This window comes from Pseudomonas sp. 51_B (assembly GCF_017491595.1).
GTDB classification, from domain to species: domain Bacteria; phylum Pseudomonadota; class Gammaproteobacteria; order Pseudomonadales; family Pseudomonadaceae; genus Aquipseudomonas; species Aquipseudomonas promysalinigenes.
The window spans coordinates 49,413-63,679 of sequence record NZ_JAFGYW010000009.1 but is presented as its reverse complement, the minus strand read 5'-3'; the positions used below and the strand labels follow the sequence as shown (position 1 = coordinate 63,679).

Annotated in this window: 17 protein-coding genes; 10 read left to right on the top strand and 7 right to left on the bottom strand. The window is 61.9% G+C overall.

Annotation, left to right across the window (positions count from 1 at the left end; all coding sequences use genetic code 11):
• The 3 genes from J5M56_RS12620 to J5M56_RS12610 form a co-directional block, all read right to left on the bottom strand.
• The gene (locus J5M56_RS12620; RefSeq protein WP_207937044.1) at positions 1–906 is read right to left on the bottom strand and encodes an alpha/beta hydrolase; all 906 of its coding nucleotides are present in this window, start codon (positions 904–906) and stop codon (positions 1–3) included.
• Between the two features lie 175 nt (positions 907–1,081).
• A complete protein-coding gene (locus J5M56_RS12615) occupies positions 1,082–1,768 on the bottom strand; it encodes an LrgB family protein (RefSeq protein WP_186477430.1) in 687 nt (228 codons plus the stop codon).
• Complete coding sequence (locus J5M56_RS12610; RefSeq protein WP_060478532.1) at positions 1,758–2,144, bottom strand: CidA/LrgA family protein; 387 nt, start codon at positions 2,142–2,144, stop codon at positions 1,758–1,760. Before J5M56_RS12610 ends, J5M56_RS12615 begins: the two co-directional genes overlap by 11 nt.
• 97 nt (positions 2,145–2,241) lie before the next feature.
• On the opposite strand from J5M56_RS12610, the gene J5M56_RS12605 reads away from it, so the two are divergent.
• The gene (locus J5M56_RS12605; protein WP_207937042.1) at positions 2,242–3,138 is read left to right on the top strand and encodes a LysR family transcriptional regulator; all 897 of its coding nucleotides are present in this window, start codon (positions 2,242–2,244) and stop codon (positions 3,136–3,138) included.
• Here J5M56_RS12605 and J5M56_RS12600 read toward each other — a convergent pair.
• On the bottom strand, positions 3,120–3,575 hold the full coding sequence (locus tag J5M56_RS12600) for a flavodoxin (RefSeq protein ID WP_207937040.1): 456 nt from the start codon (positions 3,573–3,575) through the stop codon (positions 3,120–3,122). The two genes, J5M56_RS12605 and J5M56_RS12600, sit on opposite strands and share 19 nt — an antisense overlap.
• Before the next feature lie 164 nt (positions 3,576–3,739).
• On the opposite strand from J5M56_RS12600, the gene J5M56_RS12595 reads away from it, so the two are divergent.
• The 5 genes from J5M56_RS12595 (at position 3,740) to J5M56_RS12575 (ending at position 6,491) form a co-directional block, all read left to right on the top strand.
• Complete coding sequence (locus tag J5M56_RS12595; protein ID WP_207937039.1) at positions 3,740–4,360, top strand: hypothetical protein; 621 nt, start codon at positions 3,740–3,742, stop codon at positions 4,358–4,360.
• 161 nt (positions 4,361–4,521) lie between these two features.
• The gene (locus J5M56_RS12590; protein ID WP_060478528.1) at positions 4,522–5,082 is read left to right on the top strand and encodes a hypothetical protein; all 561 of its coding nucleotides are present in this window, start codon (positions 4,522–4,524) and stop codon (positions 5,080–5,082) included.
• A 75-nt stretch (positions 5,083–5,157) separates the two neighbouring features.
• A complete protein-coding gene (gene folM / locus J5M56_RS12585; RefSeq protein WP_060478527.1) occupies positions 5,158–5,850 on the top strand; it encodes a dihydromonapterin reductase in 693 nt (230 codons plus the stop codon).
• Between the two features lie 9 nt (positions 5,851–5,859).
• Complete coding sequence (locus J5M56_RS12580; RefSeq protein WP_060478526.1) at positions 5,860–6,153, top strand: DUF1244 domain-containing protein; 294 nt, start codon at positions 5,860–5,862, stop codon at positions 6,151–6,153.
• Positions 6,150–6,491, top strand: a complete 342-nt coding sequence (locus tag J5M56_RS12575; RefSeq protein ID WP_207937038.1) for a HopJ type III effector protein — start codon at positions 6,150–6,152, stop codon at positions 6,489–6,491. The genes J5M56_RS12580 and J5M56_RS12575 overlap by 4 nt, the downstream gene beginning before the upstream one ends.
• 24 nt (positions 6,492–6,515) lie before the next feature.
• Here J5M56_RS12575 and J5M56_RS12570 read toward each other — a convergent pair whose 3' ends face one another.
• From J5M56_RS12570 to J5M56_RS12560, 3 genes are all read right to left on the bottom strand, one after another.
• The gene (locus J5M56_RS12570; RefSeq protein ID WP_186477423.1) at positions 6,516–7,424 is read right to left on the bottom strand and encodes an alpha/beta fold hydrolase; all 909 of its coding nucleotides are present in this window, start codon (positions 7,422–7,424) and stop codon (positions 6,516–6,518) included.
• A gap of 203 nt (positions 7,425–7,627) precedes the next feature.
• The gene (gene fabV, locus J5M56_RS12565; RefSeq protein ID WP_060478523.1) at positions 7,628–8,839 is read right to left on the bottom strand and encodes an enoyl-ACP reductase FabV; all 1,212 of its coding nucleotides are present in this window, start codon (positions 8,837–8,839) and stop codon (positions 7,628–7,630) included.
• A gap of 130 nt (positions 8,840–8,969) precedes the next feature.
• Positions 8,970–9,827, bottom strand: a complete 858-nt coding sequence (locus J5M56_RS12560) for a LysR substrate-binding domain-containing protein (RefSeq protein ID WP_207937037.1) — start codon at positions 9,825–9,827, stop codon at positions 8,970–8,972.
• Positions 9,828–9,963: 136 nt separating this feature from the next.
• On the opposite strand from J5M56_RS12560, the gene J5M56_RS12555 reads away from it, so the two are divergent.
• Genes J5M56_RS12555 through J5M56_RS12540 form a run of 4 tightly spaced genes read left to right on the top strand, consistent with a single transcriptional unit; the run spans position 9,964 to position 14,095 of the window.
• The gene (locus tag J5M56_RS12555; RefSeq protein ID WP_207937036.1) at positions 9,964–11,004 is read left to right on the top strand and encodes an agmatine deiminase family protein; all 1,041 of its coding nucleotides are present in this window, start codon (positions 9,964–9,966) and stop codon (positions 11,002–11,004) included.
• A complete protein-coding gene (aguB, locus tag J5M56_RS12550) occupies positions 11,001–11,897 on the top strand; it encodes an N-carbamoylputrescine amidase (protein ID WP_207937035.1) in 897 nt (298 codons plus the stop codon). The genes J5M56_RS12555 and aguB overlap by 4 nt, the downstream gene beginning before the upstream one ends.
• 2 nt (positions 11,898–11,899) lie before the next feature.
• Positions 11,900–12,985, top strand: coding sequence for an extracellular solute-binding protein (locus tag J5M56_RS12545; RefSeq protein WP_186477419.1), 1,086 nt, complete (start codon positions 11,900–11,902; stop codon positions 12,983–12,985).
• 3 nt (positions 12,986–12,988) lie between these two features.
• A complete protein-coding gene (locus J5M56_RS12540; protein WP_207937034.1) occupies positions 12,989–14,095 on the top strand; it encodes an agmatine deiminase family protein in 1,107 nt (368 codons plus the stop codon).
• Positions 14,096–14,267: the final 172 nt, after the last annotated feature.

Genomic DNA, 14,267 nt, shown 5'->3' with positions numbered 1-14,267 from the left:
TCAGGACCAGGCAACTTTCTGCGGTACGAAGCTCAAGGGCTGTTCGCGAAACGACAGATAATGGCGCAGTACCTGCACTGGTGCCTCGGTGTGTGGGTAATGGCCAATACCCTGCAACTCCACGGTGTCGGGGTTCGGCACCATTTGCTGATAGCGCTCGAGCATGTGGGCCCCCGAAACCGGGTCAACCACGCCGTTTATGAAACGCAGCGGCACGGCCCCATGCTGCAACGCGCCAACCCAGCGCTCACGGTGCAGCCTGCGCTCGGGCACGTAGGCGATGAGCCTGTGCAGGATACGCGTGCCGGCGTTGGCTGTGATCAGGCTCCAGTAGTCATCCAGCGCACTTTCGCTGGGATGGGTGCGTGGGCCGTAGATCTGGCTGAGCGTGCGCACCAGGCCATCGCGGCCGAACGATCGCCCGACTAGCCAACCGAGCCGGCTGAGCAGTAGCTTTTGAACGCGCAGAATCTGGCAACTCTCCGGAAACAGCCCGCTGTTGAGAAACACACAGCTGGCAATTTCCGCTCGCCGTTCGAGATGCCGGGCAAGTAATTCTTGGGCGACGCTGCCACCATAATCGTGGGCCAACAGGTGCACCGGTTGATCGACGTGCAGATGCGCCAACAGCGCCTGTTGCAGGTCCGCTTGTTCCATCAGGCTGTAGCGGTGCTTGTGCGGCTTTGCAGAATCGCCAAAACCGAGCATGTCGCAGGCAATTACCCGAAAGCGTTGCGCCAACGGCGCCCACAGGTAATGCCAGTCCCAACTCGCGGTGGGAAAACCATGTAACAACAGCAGGGGTTCTCCTTGCCCTGCGCTCCAGTAACGAATGCTGTGGCCACGGAATGAAAAGCTCTGACCGCGGGTACGCCATACGCGCAGAGGAATCTCGGCGATAGGCATCACAGCGGTCCAGGTGCAATGGAATTGATGGTATCGAGCAAGGCTGCGGTCATTGCATGTCACCTCGGCACTTACATGTGCTCTCTATTTCGAGGTTGAGTGTATCAGCGGCCCGTCAGGTGAAACTTGCGTTACCAGCCAGCTTGATGACCGAGCGAGTCAGTGGCACGAATGGTCATAGCAGCATCACCAGCAATGGCGCGGCAAATAGATTGAGCAACCCGGTCAGCACCATCACCAGCCCGGCCACAGAACCTTCTTCGCCGCCCACCTCCCTGGCGCGGCTGACCCCGGCGCCGTGCGCCCCCACCCCGAATAGCGCACCGCGCGCCAAAGGAGTACGTAGCGGCAGCCAACGCAGCAGAACGCCACCGAACATGGCCCCCAGTACGCCGGTGAACATCACGAACACTGCCGTCAGTTCCGGCACGCCACCCAGGTCATGGGCCAGGGGCATGGCGAAAGGGGTAGTGATCGAGCGCGGCACCAGCGACAGACTGATGGCGTCATCCAATGCCAATGCGTGTGCCAGCCCCCAGGAGCTTGCGATCGATGCCGCACTTCCCGCCACCATCCCTACCAGCAATGCAGGCCAGTGCCGTGCCAGCATCGCCCGTTGCTGCCAGATCGGTACAGCGAAGGCGACCGTCACCGGGCCCAGCACGCTCATCAGCCAATGGGTGTTGCGCGAATACTCGGCGTAGGCCGTGTGCAGCGGCACGGCAACGGCCAGCAACAACGCCGGGACCAGAATCAGCGGCGACATCAGGTAGCGCCCGGTACGCCGGTACAGCCAGCGGCTGAGCAGATACGCCGCCAAGGTCAAGGCCAGCCAGAACAGCGGCATCGGTTCAAGGCTCATGGCGCAGCCTCCAGCGGCAGACCAGCTCCACGGTCAAAGCGGTCACCACCATGACCATCAAAGTACTCACGGCAATGACCAGCAGGATGCGCCAGCCCTCACTGCGCACCAGGCTGCCATAATCGAGCAGGCTCATTAGCGCCGGGATAAAGAACAGCAGCATTTCGGCCATCAGCCAACCAGCGCCAAGCTGCAAGGTGGCGGGCTTGAGCACACCGCAGGCGAACAATAGCAGCAGCAGGCCCAGCCCCATCACGCCACCCGGAATCGGCCAGCCCAGCCAGGCGGCCAACTGGCCACCGAACAGAAACAAGCCCAGCAGCACCGCAACTTCGGCAAGCAGGCGCACGGGCTTTTTGAACAGTGTGGGTTTCATGGGCAAGTTCCTCGACAGGCCCTCATTTTAAATTTCGACTGCCTAGGCCAAAAGCGAATTGTTAGACTTGCATCCATTCCACAATGGAATCGCAACAATGGAATTCAAACAGCTGCGCAGCTTCATCGAGGTGGTTCATTGCGGGGGTTTTACCCAAGCCGCGAAAACCTTGCATATCAGCCAGTCAGCCGTAAGCAAGCAGGTCGCTCAGCTAGAGCAAGATGTGGGCCAGCCGCTGCTTGAGCGTCAGGCTTCTCAACTGCATCTGACGGCTGCCGGGCGTATCGTGCTGGAGCGTGGCGAAGCGCTGCTGCGCCAGCGCCAGGCACTGCTCAACGAGTTGGACGATCTAGGTCAGATGGGGCGTGGCGAGCTTCGCCTGGGTTTGCCGATGCTAGGCAGCGATACATTGTTCGCCGGATTGTTCGCCGAATACCGCAGGCGTTACCCCAACATCACCATCCAACTGCTCGAAGGTGGCAGCCGAAACATCGAACAGGCGGTGGCAAACGGCGAACTGGAGCTGGGCGGCAGCCTGACGCCAAGCGACCCGGCCTTCGAGTATCAACCGTTCTGCAATGAACCGCTGGACGCGATGCTTGCGGCGGGTCATGAGTTGGCCGGGCGGCAACAGGTCAGCCTGAAACAGCTGGCACAGACCCCTTTCCTGCTGTACCAACGCAGTTTCGTGCTCAATGACCGGTTGCTCAAGGCATGCCAGCAGCAGGGCTTCACCCCGATAGAAGGTGGCCGCAGCGGCCAGGCGGACTTCCTGGTAGCGCTGGTAGCGGCTGGCCAAGGCGTGGTGCTGCTGCCCAGAGTAGTGGCAAAAACGCTGGAACGCCCCGGCGTGGTGCGCCTGGCGCTGACGGCTCCAGCGCAGCTGCGCTGGGACATCGCCTTCATCTGGCGGCGTGGCGCCTACCTCTCACGTGCCGCGCAGGCCTGGCTGGCCTTGTTGCGCGAGCAGCCGCCTCAGGCCTTCAACGCTTGAGCGAACTGCGCCAACCACGGTTCAGCATCCGCCTCGGGCGTCACGGTTTCGCTGGCATCGAGGGTGAGCATCGGCAGCACTTCACGCACACCCAGCTCGGCGAACAGTTCACGTACCTGCTCGCCGCCGCCGCAGTAGGTATCGCCATAGCTTGAGTCCCCCAAGCCAATGACTGCGCCTGGCAAACCGCGCAAGGCAGCTGGCAGGGTATCGCGAAGGCTGCTGTAAAGCGGCATCAGGTTATCAGGCAACTCGCCCATGCCGGTGGTGGACGTAACCGCGAGCAATGCGGCAGGGGCAAAACCTTCAAGGTCCTGAGCAGTGGCGCGGGCGGCGTGCCAGGCTTCGAAGCCTTGAGCCTTGAGCAAGCCCTCGGCATGTCGGGCGACTTCTTCGGCGGTGCCATACACCGAACCTGAGATAATGGCGACTTTCATCGGGATGTGGATTCCGAAACTGACTGAAAACGTAGGATACTAGCATCCGTAGGTGGCAAAAGGCCGGCTCTGAACCCGTCTTAAATCCCGACCAATGCACTTGAACCAATCACATTGAACGCGGTCAATTCCCGTTGAAGAAATCGCTACCACCGAGTTCGATCATGCAACCCGACGCGCTCCTGACTCAGGACGAACTGGATTTCATCCAGGACATGCAGCATTCCCCGCAGTTGAACCTGGCCGACCCCACGTCGAGCCTGCAGGTCAATGGTGACCGCCGCGTTCAGTCGTTGCTGGCCCGCCTGGTTGCCAACGAGCAGGTTACCCTTCAGGCCCAGTTCAACAACCAGCAAATCAGCTTCCCGCTCCAGCTGGTCGAAGATGAATTCAATGCGCTGCACCTGCAAATCGGCTCCCCGGAAATCTATGAAGACGATGGCCCGATGCTGCGCCCTTGGCGCTTGTCGATGGAACAACCATGCCCGCTGCTTGACGCCCAGGGCAAGCCTTCCGGGCTGCTGGTCAGGGATATCTCGTTCAAAGGCGTCCTGCTCGAAGTGCGCGGCATGGCAAAAGCACCTACACGGTTCGATCTGCATTTCGCACCCACTGGTGTCAGCCCGATTGGCCTGCATGGGCGGCTACGCCGTCGTATCGGCCCGGACCTTGCCGCCTATGACCTGAGCCGCAGCAGCGCAGGGGAAATCGACCGGCTACGCGAATACATCCTCCAGGCCCACCGCCTCGCACACCCCGAGCTGCACGATCAGGTAGCGGTCTAACTGCAAGCCTTGCGTGGATTCACGTGTTTCTCCCCTCACCTGCCCCCCTGTAAGATGCCTCGCTGCGCCCGTTTCTTGCATGCCTGCTGACGTCGCCCAACACCCCGGGCCACGCAGACAGGGGCCGGCTACCCGCCAGCTCCATCGCCAGGAGATACACGATGTCTACCCCACCCGTCACGCTGATGGTTTCACGCCGCGCCGCCCATGGCCGTTACCAGGACCTGCTGGCCTGGCTGCATGAAGGCGAGCAACTTGCCACGGACTTCCCCGGCTACCTTGGCTCAGGCATCCTCGCCCCGCCCCGCGACAGCGATGAATTCCAGATTATTTTCCGTTTCAGTGACGAGCCTACATTGTGCGCCTGGGAGCATTCGGCTTCGCGCAAAGCATGGCTGGTGCGGGGCAATGGCTTGTTCGAACGCCCCAGGGAGAGGCGCGTGACAGGCCTGGACGACTGGTTTGGCACCAGCTCGGTGCAAAAGCCGCCGCGCTGGAAGCAGGCGGTGGCCATCTGGTTGGCGTTCTTCCCCGTCTCGTTGCTATTCAATGCGCTGTTCGGGCAATGGCTGGCGGCGTTCGATCTGCTGCCCAGAATCATGCTCAGCACCCTGGCCCTGACGCCGGTGATGGTCTATTGCTTCATACCCTTGTCCACCCGCCTGTTGGCCAACTGGCTGCATGCCACGCCAGCAACCGGCTCGGCATTGCGCAGCCGCTGAGGCGGGTCATACAAGCCGTATCAGTTGGGGTATGCTGGGCGGTAACGACAGGACAGACAAGTTGACCGCCCGCACATGAATAGCCCCATTCTCGTTACCGGAGCCAGCCAGCGCGTCGGGCTGGCCCTGGCCCTCGAACTGGCCCAGGCCGGCCATACGGTAGTCAGTGCCAGCCGCAGCGTACAGCCCCAGCCTGCGCACCCGAACATCGTGCAATTCCAGGCAGACCTGTGCCTGAAGGCCGACCGCGATGCCTTGATCGATCACCTGCAGCGCAACTACGACGGCCTGCGTGCCATCATCCACAATGCCTCGCTCTGGCTCGACGATGACCTGGACAACCTGCAGACCATGTACCGCCTGCATGTCGAGGCGCCCTATCACCTGAACCTGGCCTTGGGCGAGTTGCTGAACAAGGTCGAAAAGGCCGATATCATTCACATCTGCGACGAAACCTCTTCGCGTGGCAGCAAGGGCCATATCGGCTACGCCGCCACCAAGGCTGCACTGCAGAACATGGTGCTGTCATTCGCTGAAAAGTACGCGCCCAAGGTCCATGTCAACGGTATCCTGCCGGGCCTTTTGATCCTGAAGGAAGGTGGTGACGAGGCCTATCGGCAGCAGACCCTGAAAAAGGCCCTGCTGGAATTCGAGCCCGGCGCCGGGCCGTTGATCGAGACGGTCAAATACCTGCTCGCCAGCCAGTACAGCACGGGTAGCCAAGTGGTCATCAACGGTGGCCGCCACCTGAAGAACCGCATGATCTGAGAGACTGACATGACTGAACAACAGCAACTCGAACTCGAAGCCGCCGCATTCCGGCGCCTGGTCGAACACCTGCAAAAACGCACTGATGTGCAGAATATCGACCTGATGAACCTCTCTGGCTTCTGCCGCAACTGCCTATCCAAGTGGTACAAGGCCGCCGCCGACGAGCGCCAGGTCGACATCACCCTGGATGACGCCCGCGAAGCGGTGTACGGCATGCCCTACGCCGAGTGGAAAGCCCAATACCAGAAAGAAGCCAGCGCCGAGCAGCAAGCGGCGTTCGAACAAGGAAAAACCTCGTGACTGATCTGAACACCCTGCGCAGCAGCCTGGCCAGCGGCCAACACCTTTTCGCAGATACCCTGGCGTTCATCGCCAGCAACTACAGCTACCAGCCCCAGGCATTCAACAACGGTGACGTGGAAAATGCCGCAGGGCAGAACGAAGGGTCGTGCAAGACCTTGGGCCTGGCTCTGCTGGAAGGGCTGAGCGACGAGCAGGCACTGCTGGCCTTCGGCGAACATTATCGCGATGTGCTGGCCACCCCTGAAGGCAGCGACCATGGCAATATCCGGGCGTTGATCAAACACGGGCTGGCGGGCGTGAAGTTCGCCGCTCAGCCGCTCAAGCGCAACGTTTGATGGCATCGGGCCAGGCCGGGGTGATCAGCGGATCAACTGCCCTGGCCCATTGGCAGGCAAACTGCCGCACTTGACCCATTGCAGGGCAATCGGCCACAAGTTGGCGCGAAACCTGTCGTGGAAAAACGCGAAGTGGCCGATCTGCTCGACCGAGATATCCACAGGGGCTATGCGCAGGTGCCAACGCTCGGCGCCCTGCAGGTAACTCAGCAGCCGCTCTGTAGCCGCTACGGTGCCGAACGGGTCATCGGTCAGGCTGATCGCCAATGTCGCTGCGCGTACTTGAGCAAATGGCATTTCTGGCAGGTAGCGGCCGCTGGGCCGATGCTCATAGCGCTCGGTGCGGGCCGTCCAGTCCTTGACCACCCCAGTGGGGGTATCCTCCATCCAGCCCAGGCGCTTGCCAGGAAAGTAACCGAACAGACGGGTGAGTAACGGCATCGCTACATGCCATTTGCCGAGCAGCCGCCAGCGTTGCTCAGGTGCATAGTCGCGCCAATAGGCAAACTGCGCCCCTACCATCACCACCCGCCGCACCTGCCCTGCCGACGGGGCCAGGCCCACGGCGCAACCTCCGAAGCTATGGCCCACCACACTCACTGGCTGGCCAGGAAACTGCGTGGCAGCGTGGGCCAACATGGCTTCGAAGTCCAGCCGCCCCCAATCGCTCCACGAAGCCTGGAAGCCGCGCAATGCGTGCGGGCGAGACTCGCCGATGCCGCGGTAGTCGTAGGTCAGTACATCGCAGCCGTGAGCGAACAGGTAGCTGGCGAAGCGCGAGTAATAGCGGCAGCGAACCGAAGTGGCCGCATTGATGATCACCAGAGGTCGCTGGCTGTCGGGCTGGGCGTGTCGCCAGCAGAAGCCGCCGAGACTGTAGCCGTCGGCTGCGGCCTGGCGAAATGCGGTAGCAGGTTGGGTGAGGCTGCTCATGTCGCGCATCCTGTTGTGATGCGCCAAAACTAGCAAAAAATGAAGGCCCCTACTGGTTAATGCCAGCCAGCAGAGGCCTCATGCTGGTCTACCCGGGCCGGGGCACGGCCGTTCGCGGCTAAACCCGCGAACGGCGGTGAAGCGAACCCCTTGGGCTGGACTGGCAAACACTCGCCTGTGCTAGCCCAATGAAGCCTCGCAGCTTACAGCTCGATGCAGTCGAACTTCACATCGGTAGCCACATCTTCGTCGTAGTTGACGTCAGCGCGCTCGAAGCCGAACAGGTTCAGGAACTGTTTCTTGTAACCGGCGTAGTCGGTCAGCTCGAACAGGTTTTCGGTGGTCACTTGCGGCCACATCGCCTTGCAGGCGTCCTGCACGTCGTCACGCAGCTCCCAGTCGTCCAGGCGCAGGCGGGCCTTTTCATCGACCTCGGCCGGTGCGCCGTCAGCACGATACAGGCGGTCACGGAACATGCGGTCCAGTTGGTCCTGGGTGCCTTCGTGAACACCCTTTTCCTGCATGATCTTGAACACCATCGACAGGTACAGCGGCATCACCGGAATGGCCGAGCTGGCCTGGGTGACCACCGATTTGAGCACCGCCACATTGGCGCCGCCTTTCACTTCAGCGGCCAGCTTCTGGTCCAGACGCAGTGCGGTTTCGTCCAAGTCCTGTTTGGCCCGGCCCAGGGCACCGTGCCAGTAGATTGGCCAGGTGATTTCGGTGCCGATGTAGCTGAAGGCTACGGTGCGCACGCCTTCGGCCAGTACGTCCGCGCCCGCCAGAGCGTCGATCCACAGCTGCCAGTCCTGGCCACCCATCACGGTGACGGTATCGGCAATTTCCTGCTCAGTGGCCGGCTCGATGCTGGCCTCGATGATCGTATCCTTGTTGGTGTCGATCGCAGTCGACTTGTACGGTTGGCCGATTGGCTTCAACGCCGAGCGCACCACTTCGCCGGTCGTCGGTAGCTTGCGCACAGGCGAGGCCAGCGAATAGATGACCAGGTCGACCTTGCCGCCCATTTCGTTCTTGATCAGCTCGATGACCTTGGCGCGGGCTTCGTCGGAGAAGGCGTCGCCGTTGATCGACTTGCTGTACAGGCCCTCGGCCTTGGCGAACTTGTCGAAGGCAGCAGCGTTATACCAGCCGGCAGTACCGGCCTTGGTTTCGGTACCGGGCTTTTCGAAGAACACGCCCAGGGTGTCGGCCTTGAAGCCGAAGGCTGCGGTAATGCGGGCCGCCAGACCGTAGCCGCTGGAAGCACCGATGACCAGGACCTTCTTCGGGCCATCCTCGCGCACGCCCAGCTTGCGGGTGGCTTCGATCTGGTCACGGACGTTGAGCTCGCAGCCCTTCGGGTGAGTCGTGGTGCAGATGAAACCGCGAACCTTAGGATGAATGATGGCCAATGTCTGTACCTCGTCAGGTTAATGCCGGAGGAAGCGCCAGCGGGGGCGATTCCGTTTGATCGAGGGTGAGACTACCCCCGCAGGTTATCCGACACATATTACGGGGTGTTTGAGGCGATTCAAACGCCGGTCACGTCTCCAATCGATCACGCAACCACCCCAGGAACTGTCGGGCCAGTGGATCGTCCTGGCTGTCACGATGGACCAGGCAAGCCCAGGCTGGCCCACGTACCCGCTGCTCGGACAGCGCCTGCAGGCGCCCCTCCTGCACCACGCGTTGGGCCAGCAACTGGCTCACCAAGGCAACCCCCAGGCCTTCGCTGGCCGCATCCAGCAACAGCCCTGGGTCTGAAAAATTCAGCCCCTTGGCCTGCTGCCCTACATCCTCACCGCCTTCCAGTTGCCAATGGCTCCAGTCCATTTCGCGCTCTCCGTGCAAAGTAGTGCGCATTTGCGCAGGGCTTTGCAGCAATGTTGGGTGGCAGGCTGGGTAGAGGGCGTCCTGATGCAACACGGTGAAGCTGCACTCAGCTTGGGCGCTGAGGTCGTCACGGATGGCCAGGTCGATGGTTTCGCTGGCCATATCGGGGACCTCGAAGCTGGTGAACAGCCATAGGTCCACCTGCGGGCAGCGCTGATGGAAATCGGCCAAACGTGGCAGCAGCCAGTGCCGAGCGAAAGCGGGGCTGGTATTGACCACCAGCTGGTTGGGTTTGCGGTACTGCTCCAGGCGGCGGATGCCCACTGCCAGGTGCTGGAGCATAGACTGGGTGGTGCTCAGCAGATCTTGGCCGGCATCGGTCAGACTCACCGCGCGGCCACTGCGATGAAACAGGGGCTGTTCCAGGTAGGTTTCCAGGCTGCGGATTTGCTGGCTGATGGCTGATTGGGTGAGGTTCAGGGCTTGTGCGGCTTTATGAAAGCTGCCCAGCCGTGCGGCGGCTTCGAAACCCCTGAGGGCATTGAGTGGGGGCCAGTACTTGAGCATGATCGATAAGCTCTGCTAATCAGTTTTCTACTAAATCTATCGTTTGTCACCCCGCTTTCATAGCCCTAGCATGGCCATCAACACCCGCGACGGCGGGCTTCGTTGATAAAAAACCTTAATAGAATCGGAGTTCACTATGCACCTGTCTGCCGACAGCGGCTGGCGTATGCCTGCCGAATGGGCCCGCCACGCAGCAACCTGGATGGTCTGGCCTAGCAACCAGGCCCAATGGGAGAGCGGCTGGCGAGTCAGCCTGCCCGACGTACAGCGCGACTTTGCCCGAGTAGCAGCCGCGATCGCACGCTTCGAGCCCGTCAGGATGGTGGTCGACCCGTCGGCCATGGCCAGTGCCCGTGCGCTGTGCGGTGCCAATATCGAACTGATCGAACTGGCCGTTGACGACAGTTGGTGCCGGGACAGCGGCCCGACCTTCATCTGCCACCCGCAGTACGGCCTGGCCGGCCTGAGCTGGCGCTTCAACGCCTGGGGCGGTAAATCGCAGTACGATCTAGACCGCAGCCTTGGGCGCCGCATCCTCGACCATCTGGGTGTGGACGGCTTCAGTACCGCATTGTGCAACGAAGGGGGCGCCATTCATGTGGATGGCCAGGGTACGCTGATCACCACAGAGTCGGTGCTGCTCAACCCAAACCGCAATCCAGGTATCGACAAGGCGACCTTCGAAGCTTGCTTTGCCCGCTACCTGGGCATCAGCAAAACCATCTGGCTGCCGGGAGACCCAGAATACGTCACAGGCGACATGACCGACGGCCATGTCGACGGTGTCTGCGCATTTGCCCGCCCTGGTGTTTTGCTGGTCGATGCCACCCATGAGCACGGCTCGGTCTACGCCGAAGTGGTCCGGGAAAACCGCCGCGCCCTGGAACTGGCGACCGACGCCCATGGCCGGCATTTCGAACTGCTGGACCTATACGAAGCCAGCGCTGCGGTGGATCAGCATGCTGAGGTGTTCTGCGCGTCCTATACCAACTTCTACATCGCCAACGGCGCGATCATCATGCCGGCTTACGGCATTGCCGCTGACCAGAACGCCGCCGAGCAGCTCGCCCAGGCATTCCCGGGCCGTGAAATCGTACCGGTGCGCATCGATGCCATTGCGCACGGCGGCGGCGGCATCCATTGCATCACCCAGCAGCAACCCCAGGTGCAGCCATGAGCCTGCTGCGCGTGGCCACCACCCAGATGCCCTGCAGTTGGGACCTGCCAGGCAACCTCGAGCGCGCCGAGCAACTGGTGCGCCAGGCCGCCGCCCAAGGCGCACAGGTGATCCTGCTGCAAGAGCTGTTCGCCACACCCTACTTCTGCATCGAGCAGGACCACAAACACCAGGCACTGGCCCAACCCTACCCCAGCAGCCCGATCTTGCAACGCTTCGCAGCCCTGGCCGGCGAACTCGGCGTGGTGCTGCCGTTGAGTTGGTATGAGCGGGCCGGCAACGCTTTCTTCAATTCATTGACGGTGGCCGATGCCGATGGCCGGCTGCTGGGCGTCTACCGCAAGACCCATATCCCCAACGCCATCGGCTACCAAGAGAAGGAATACTTCAGCCCTGGCGATACCGGTTTCAAAGTCTGGGACACCGCCTTCGGCCGGCTGGGCATCGGCATCTGCTGGGACCAGTGGTTTCCGGAAACGGCCCGCTGCCTGGCACTGATGGGCGCTGAAGTGCTGTTGTTCCCGACCGCCATCGGTTCGGAGCCCGGCTGCATGGAGCTGGACTCGCGCGACCACTGGCAGGTGGCGATGCGCGGCCATGCCGCCGCTAACCTGGTGCCCGTGGTGGCGGCCAACCGCGTCGGCAGGGAAGTGGCTGGCAGCGATGAATCACTGAGCATGGTGTTCTACGGCTCATCGTTCATCTGCGACCACAAGGGCGCCATGCTCACCGAGGCCGACCGCGCCAGCAGCGGCATCTGGCTGCACGATCTGGACTTGGCGGGCATGCGCGAGGACCGCCTGAGCTGGGGTATCTACCGCGACCGCCGGCCGCAGATGTATGCGCCCCTACTGACGCTGGATGGTCAGCACTCACTCAACCCGAGGGCCTGAACATGGTACGCCATCTTTTCGCCGCACTGGGCCTGGCCATCTGCACAAGCCAGGCCCATGCCGACCAACCTACGCTGCGCCTGTACAACTGGGCCGACTACTTCGCTGAAGACACACTCAAGCGGTTCACCGCAGAAACCGGTATCCAGGTGATCTACGACGTGATGGACGGCAGCGAGGTATTGGAGGCCAAGTTGATGTCCGGGCGCAGTGGCTACGACCTGGTGTTCCCTGGTGACACCGTGGCCGAACGGCTGATGCGTGCCGGCAGCCTGCAACCGCTCGACCAGAGCCGCCTGGAGGCACTCGGGGATATCGAGCCAGGGCTGCGCGCGCTGCACGCGCAATACCCCAACGCCAGCAAAGCCACCGTCCCCTACACCTGGGGCACCATCGGCCTGACCGGCAATGCCGAGAAAATTCGCCAGCGCATGCCCGGTGCGCTTTTGGACAACCTTGATCTGTTGTTCAAACCGGAACTGGCCGCCAAGTTCGCCGATTGCGGCATCTCGATCATCGACTCTCCTGACGAAGTACTGGCCGTGGTGCTCAACTATCTGGGGCGTGAGCCGCGCAGCGCCAAGCGCGAAGACCTGGCCGCCGCCAGCGAGTTGCTCAAGGCGGTACGCCCCTACATCCGCAAATTCCAGTCGCAACCGGTGACCGAGCTGGTGAACGAAAACCTGTGCCTATCACTGGGCTACAGCGGCGACGTGATCCAAGCCCAACGCACGGCCGAAGCGGCCGGCAAGCAGCTGGATTTCCAGTACCGAGTGCCCCGCCAGGGCACAACGGTGTGGATGGACACCATGGCCATCCCCGTCGATGCCAAGCACCCGGAATACGCCTATCGTTTCATCAACTTCGTGATGCGCCCGGCAAACATGGCTGCCATCAGCAACTTCACAGGCTACCCGACCGCCAGTGCCAAAGCCCGCCCAGCGGTGGACGCACGGATGCGCGACAACCCCGATATCTACCTGGCCCCCGCCACCTATGCCCGGCTGATCCCGGGCCGCGATATTCCACAAGCCGACATGCGAGCACGCATGCGCGTGTGGACTCGCTTCAAGACCGCACAGGACTGAGCCATGCCAAACCGTCGAACCTTTCTGCAACTGTCGCTAGCCGCAGGCCTGGGTGCCGGGCTGGGGCTGCCGTTGGGCCTTGCCCGTGCCGAGGAGCCTGGGCGCTGGTTCATGCCGGACGAGGGCGAGCCCCAGCAACGCGCGTTCATCGCATTCGGTGCGCAGCAGGCAATCTGGGAAGACTTCACCGCCGATGTACAGGTAGCCCTCGGCCGAATCGCCCAGGCCATTGCGCGCTATCAACCGGTCACCGTCTTTTGTCGCCCCGACGAACGCGAGCTTGCCGAACAGCACTGCGCCAGCGGCAACACAACGTTTGTCGAGTGCGACCTGGACGATATATGGATGCGCGACATCAGCGCCAATTTCGTGCTCGACGATGAGGGCGCTCTGGCAGCCGTAGACTTCAACTTCAACGGTTGGGGCAACAAACAACGCCATCGCAACGACGCGCTACTGGCCAGGCGCGTTGCCAGCCTGGCCAACGCGCGTTACCAGCGCAGCGAACTGGTCGGCGAAGGCGGTGCCATCGAGGTGGACGGCCATGGCACTGGCATCATGACGCAGAGCAGCTGGGTCAATGCCAACCGCAACCGGCAATGGAGCAAGGCCGAGGTCGAGGCTGAGCTCAAAGCGCGTCTGGGGTTGGATAAAGTCATCTGGCTGCCGGGTATCGCAGGCAAGGACATCACGGATGGGCACGTGGATTTCTATGCGCGCTTCGTTCGTCCGGGGGTGGTCATCGCCAACCTGGACAATGATCCGGACTCCTATGACTACGAAGTGACCCACAAGCATTTGGAGATTCTCAAGCAAGCCACCGATGCCCAAGGCAGGCGTTTGCAAATACACGTCGTATCACCCCCAATGCACGGGCGGCGCAACAAATTCAACCGGGGCAACGATGATTTCGCGGCGGGGTACATCAACTACTTCGTGATCAATGGCGCAGTCATCGCACCGCAGTTCGGCGATGCACAGGCCGATGAGAAAGCCAGGGCGCTCTTGGCAGTGCTGTACCCAGGGCGCGAAATCGTACAGCTGGACATCGATGCCATTGCTGCCGGTGGCGGCGGTATCCACTGCGTGACGCACCAGTGCCCGGCATAGTCGCCTGGGGCATGCCTGCAGCGGTCAATCGGTCGTGAGGTCGACCGCCCCAGGCGCGCAACCCCATGGGCTGCGCTGGCCTCGACCAGCACGCTGCCCAGTGGCCGCCACGGCCTAAGCGCTCATTCATTGGCTTTTCACATCAATCACAAAGAAAAACAAACTTAACAAA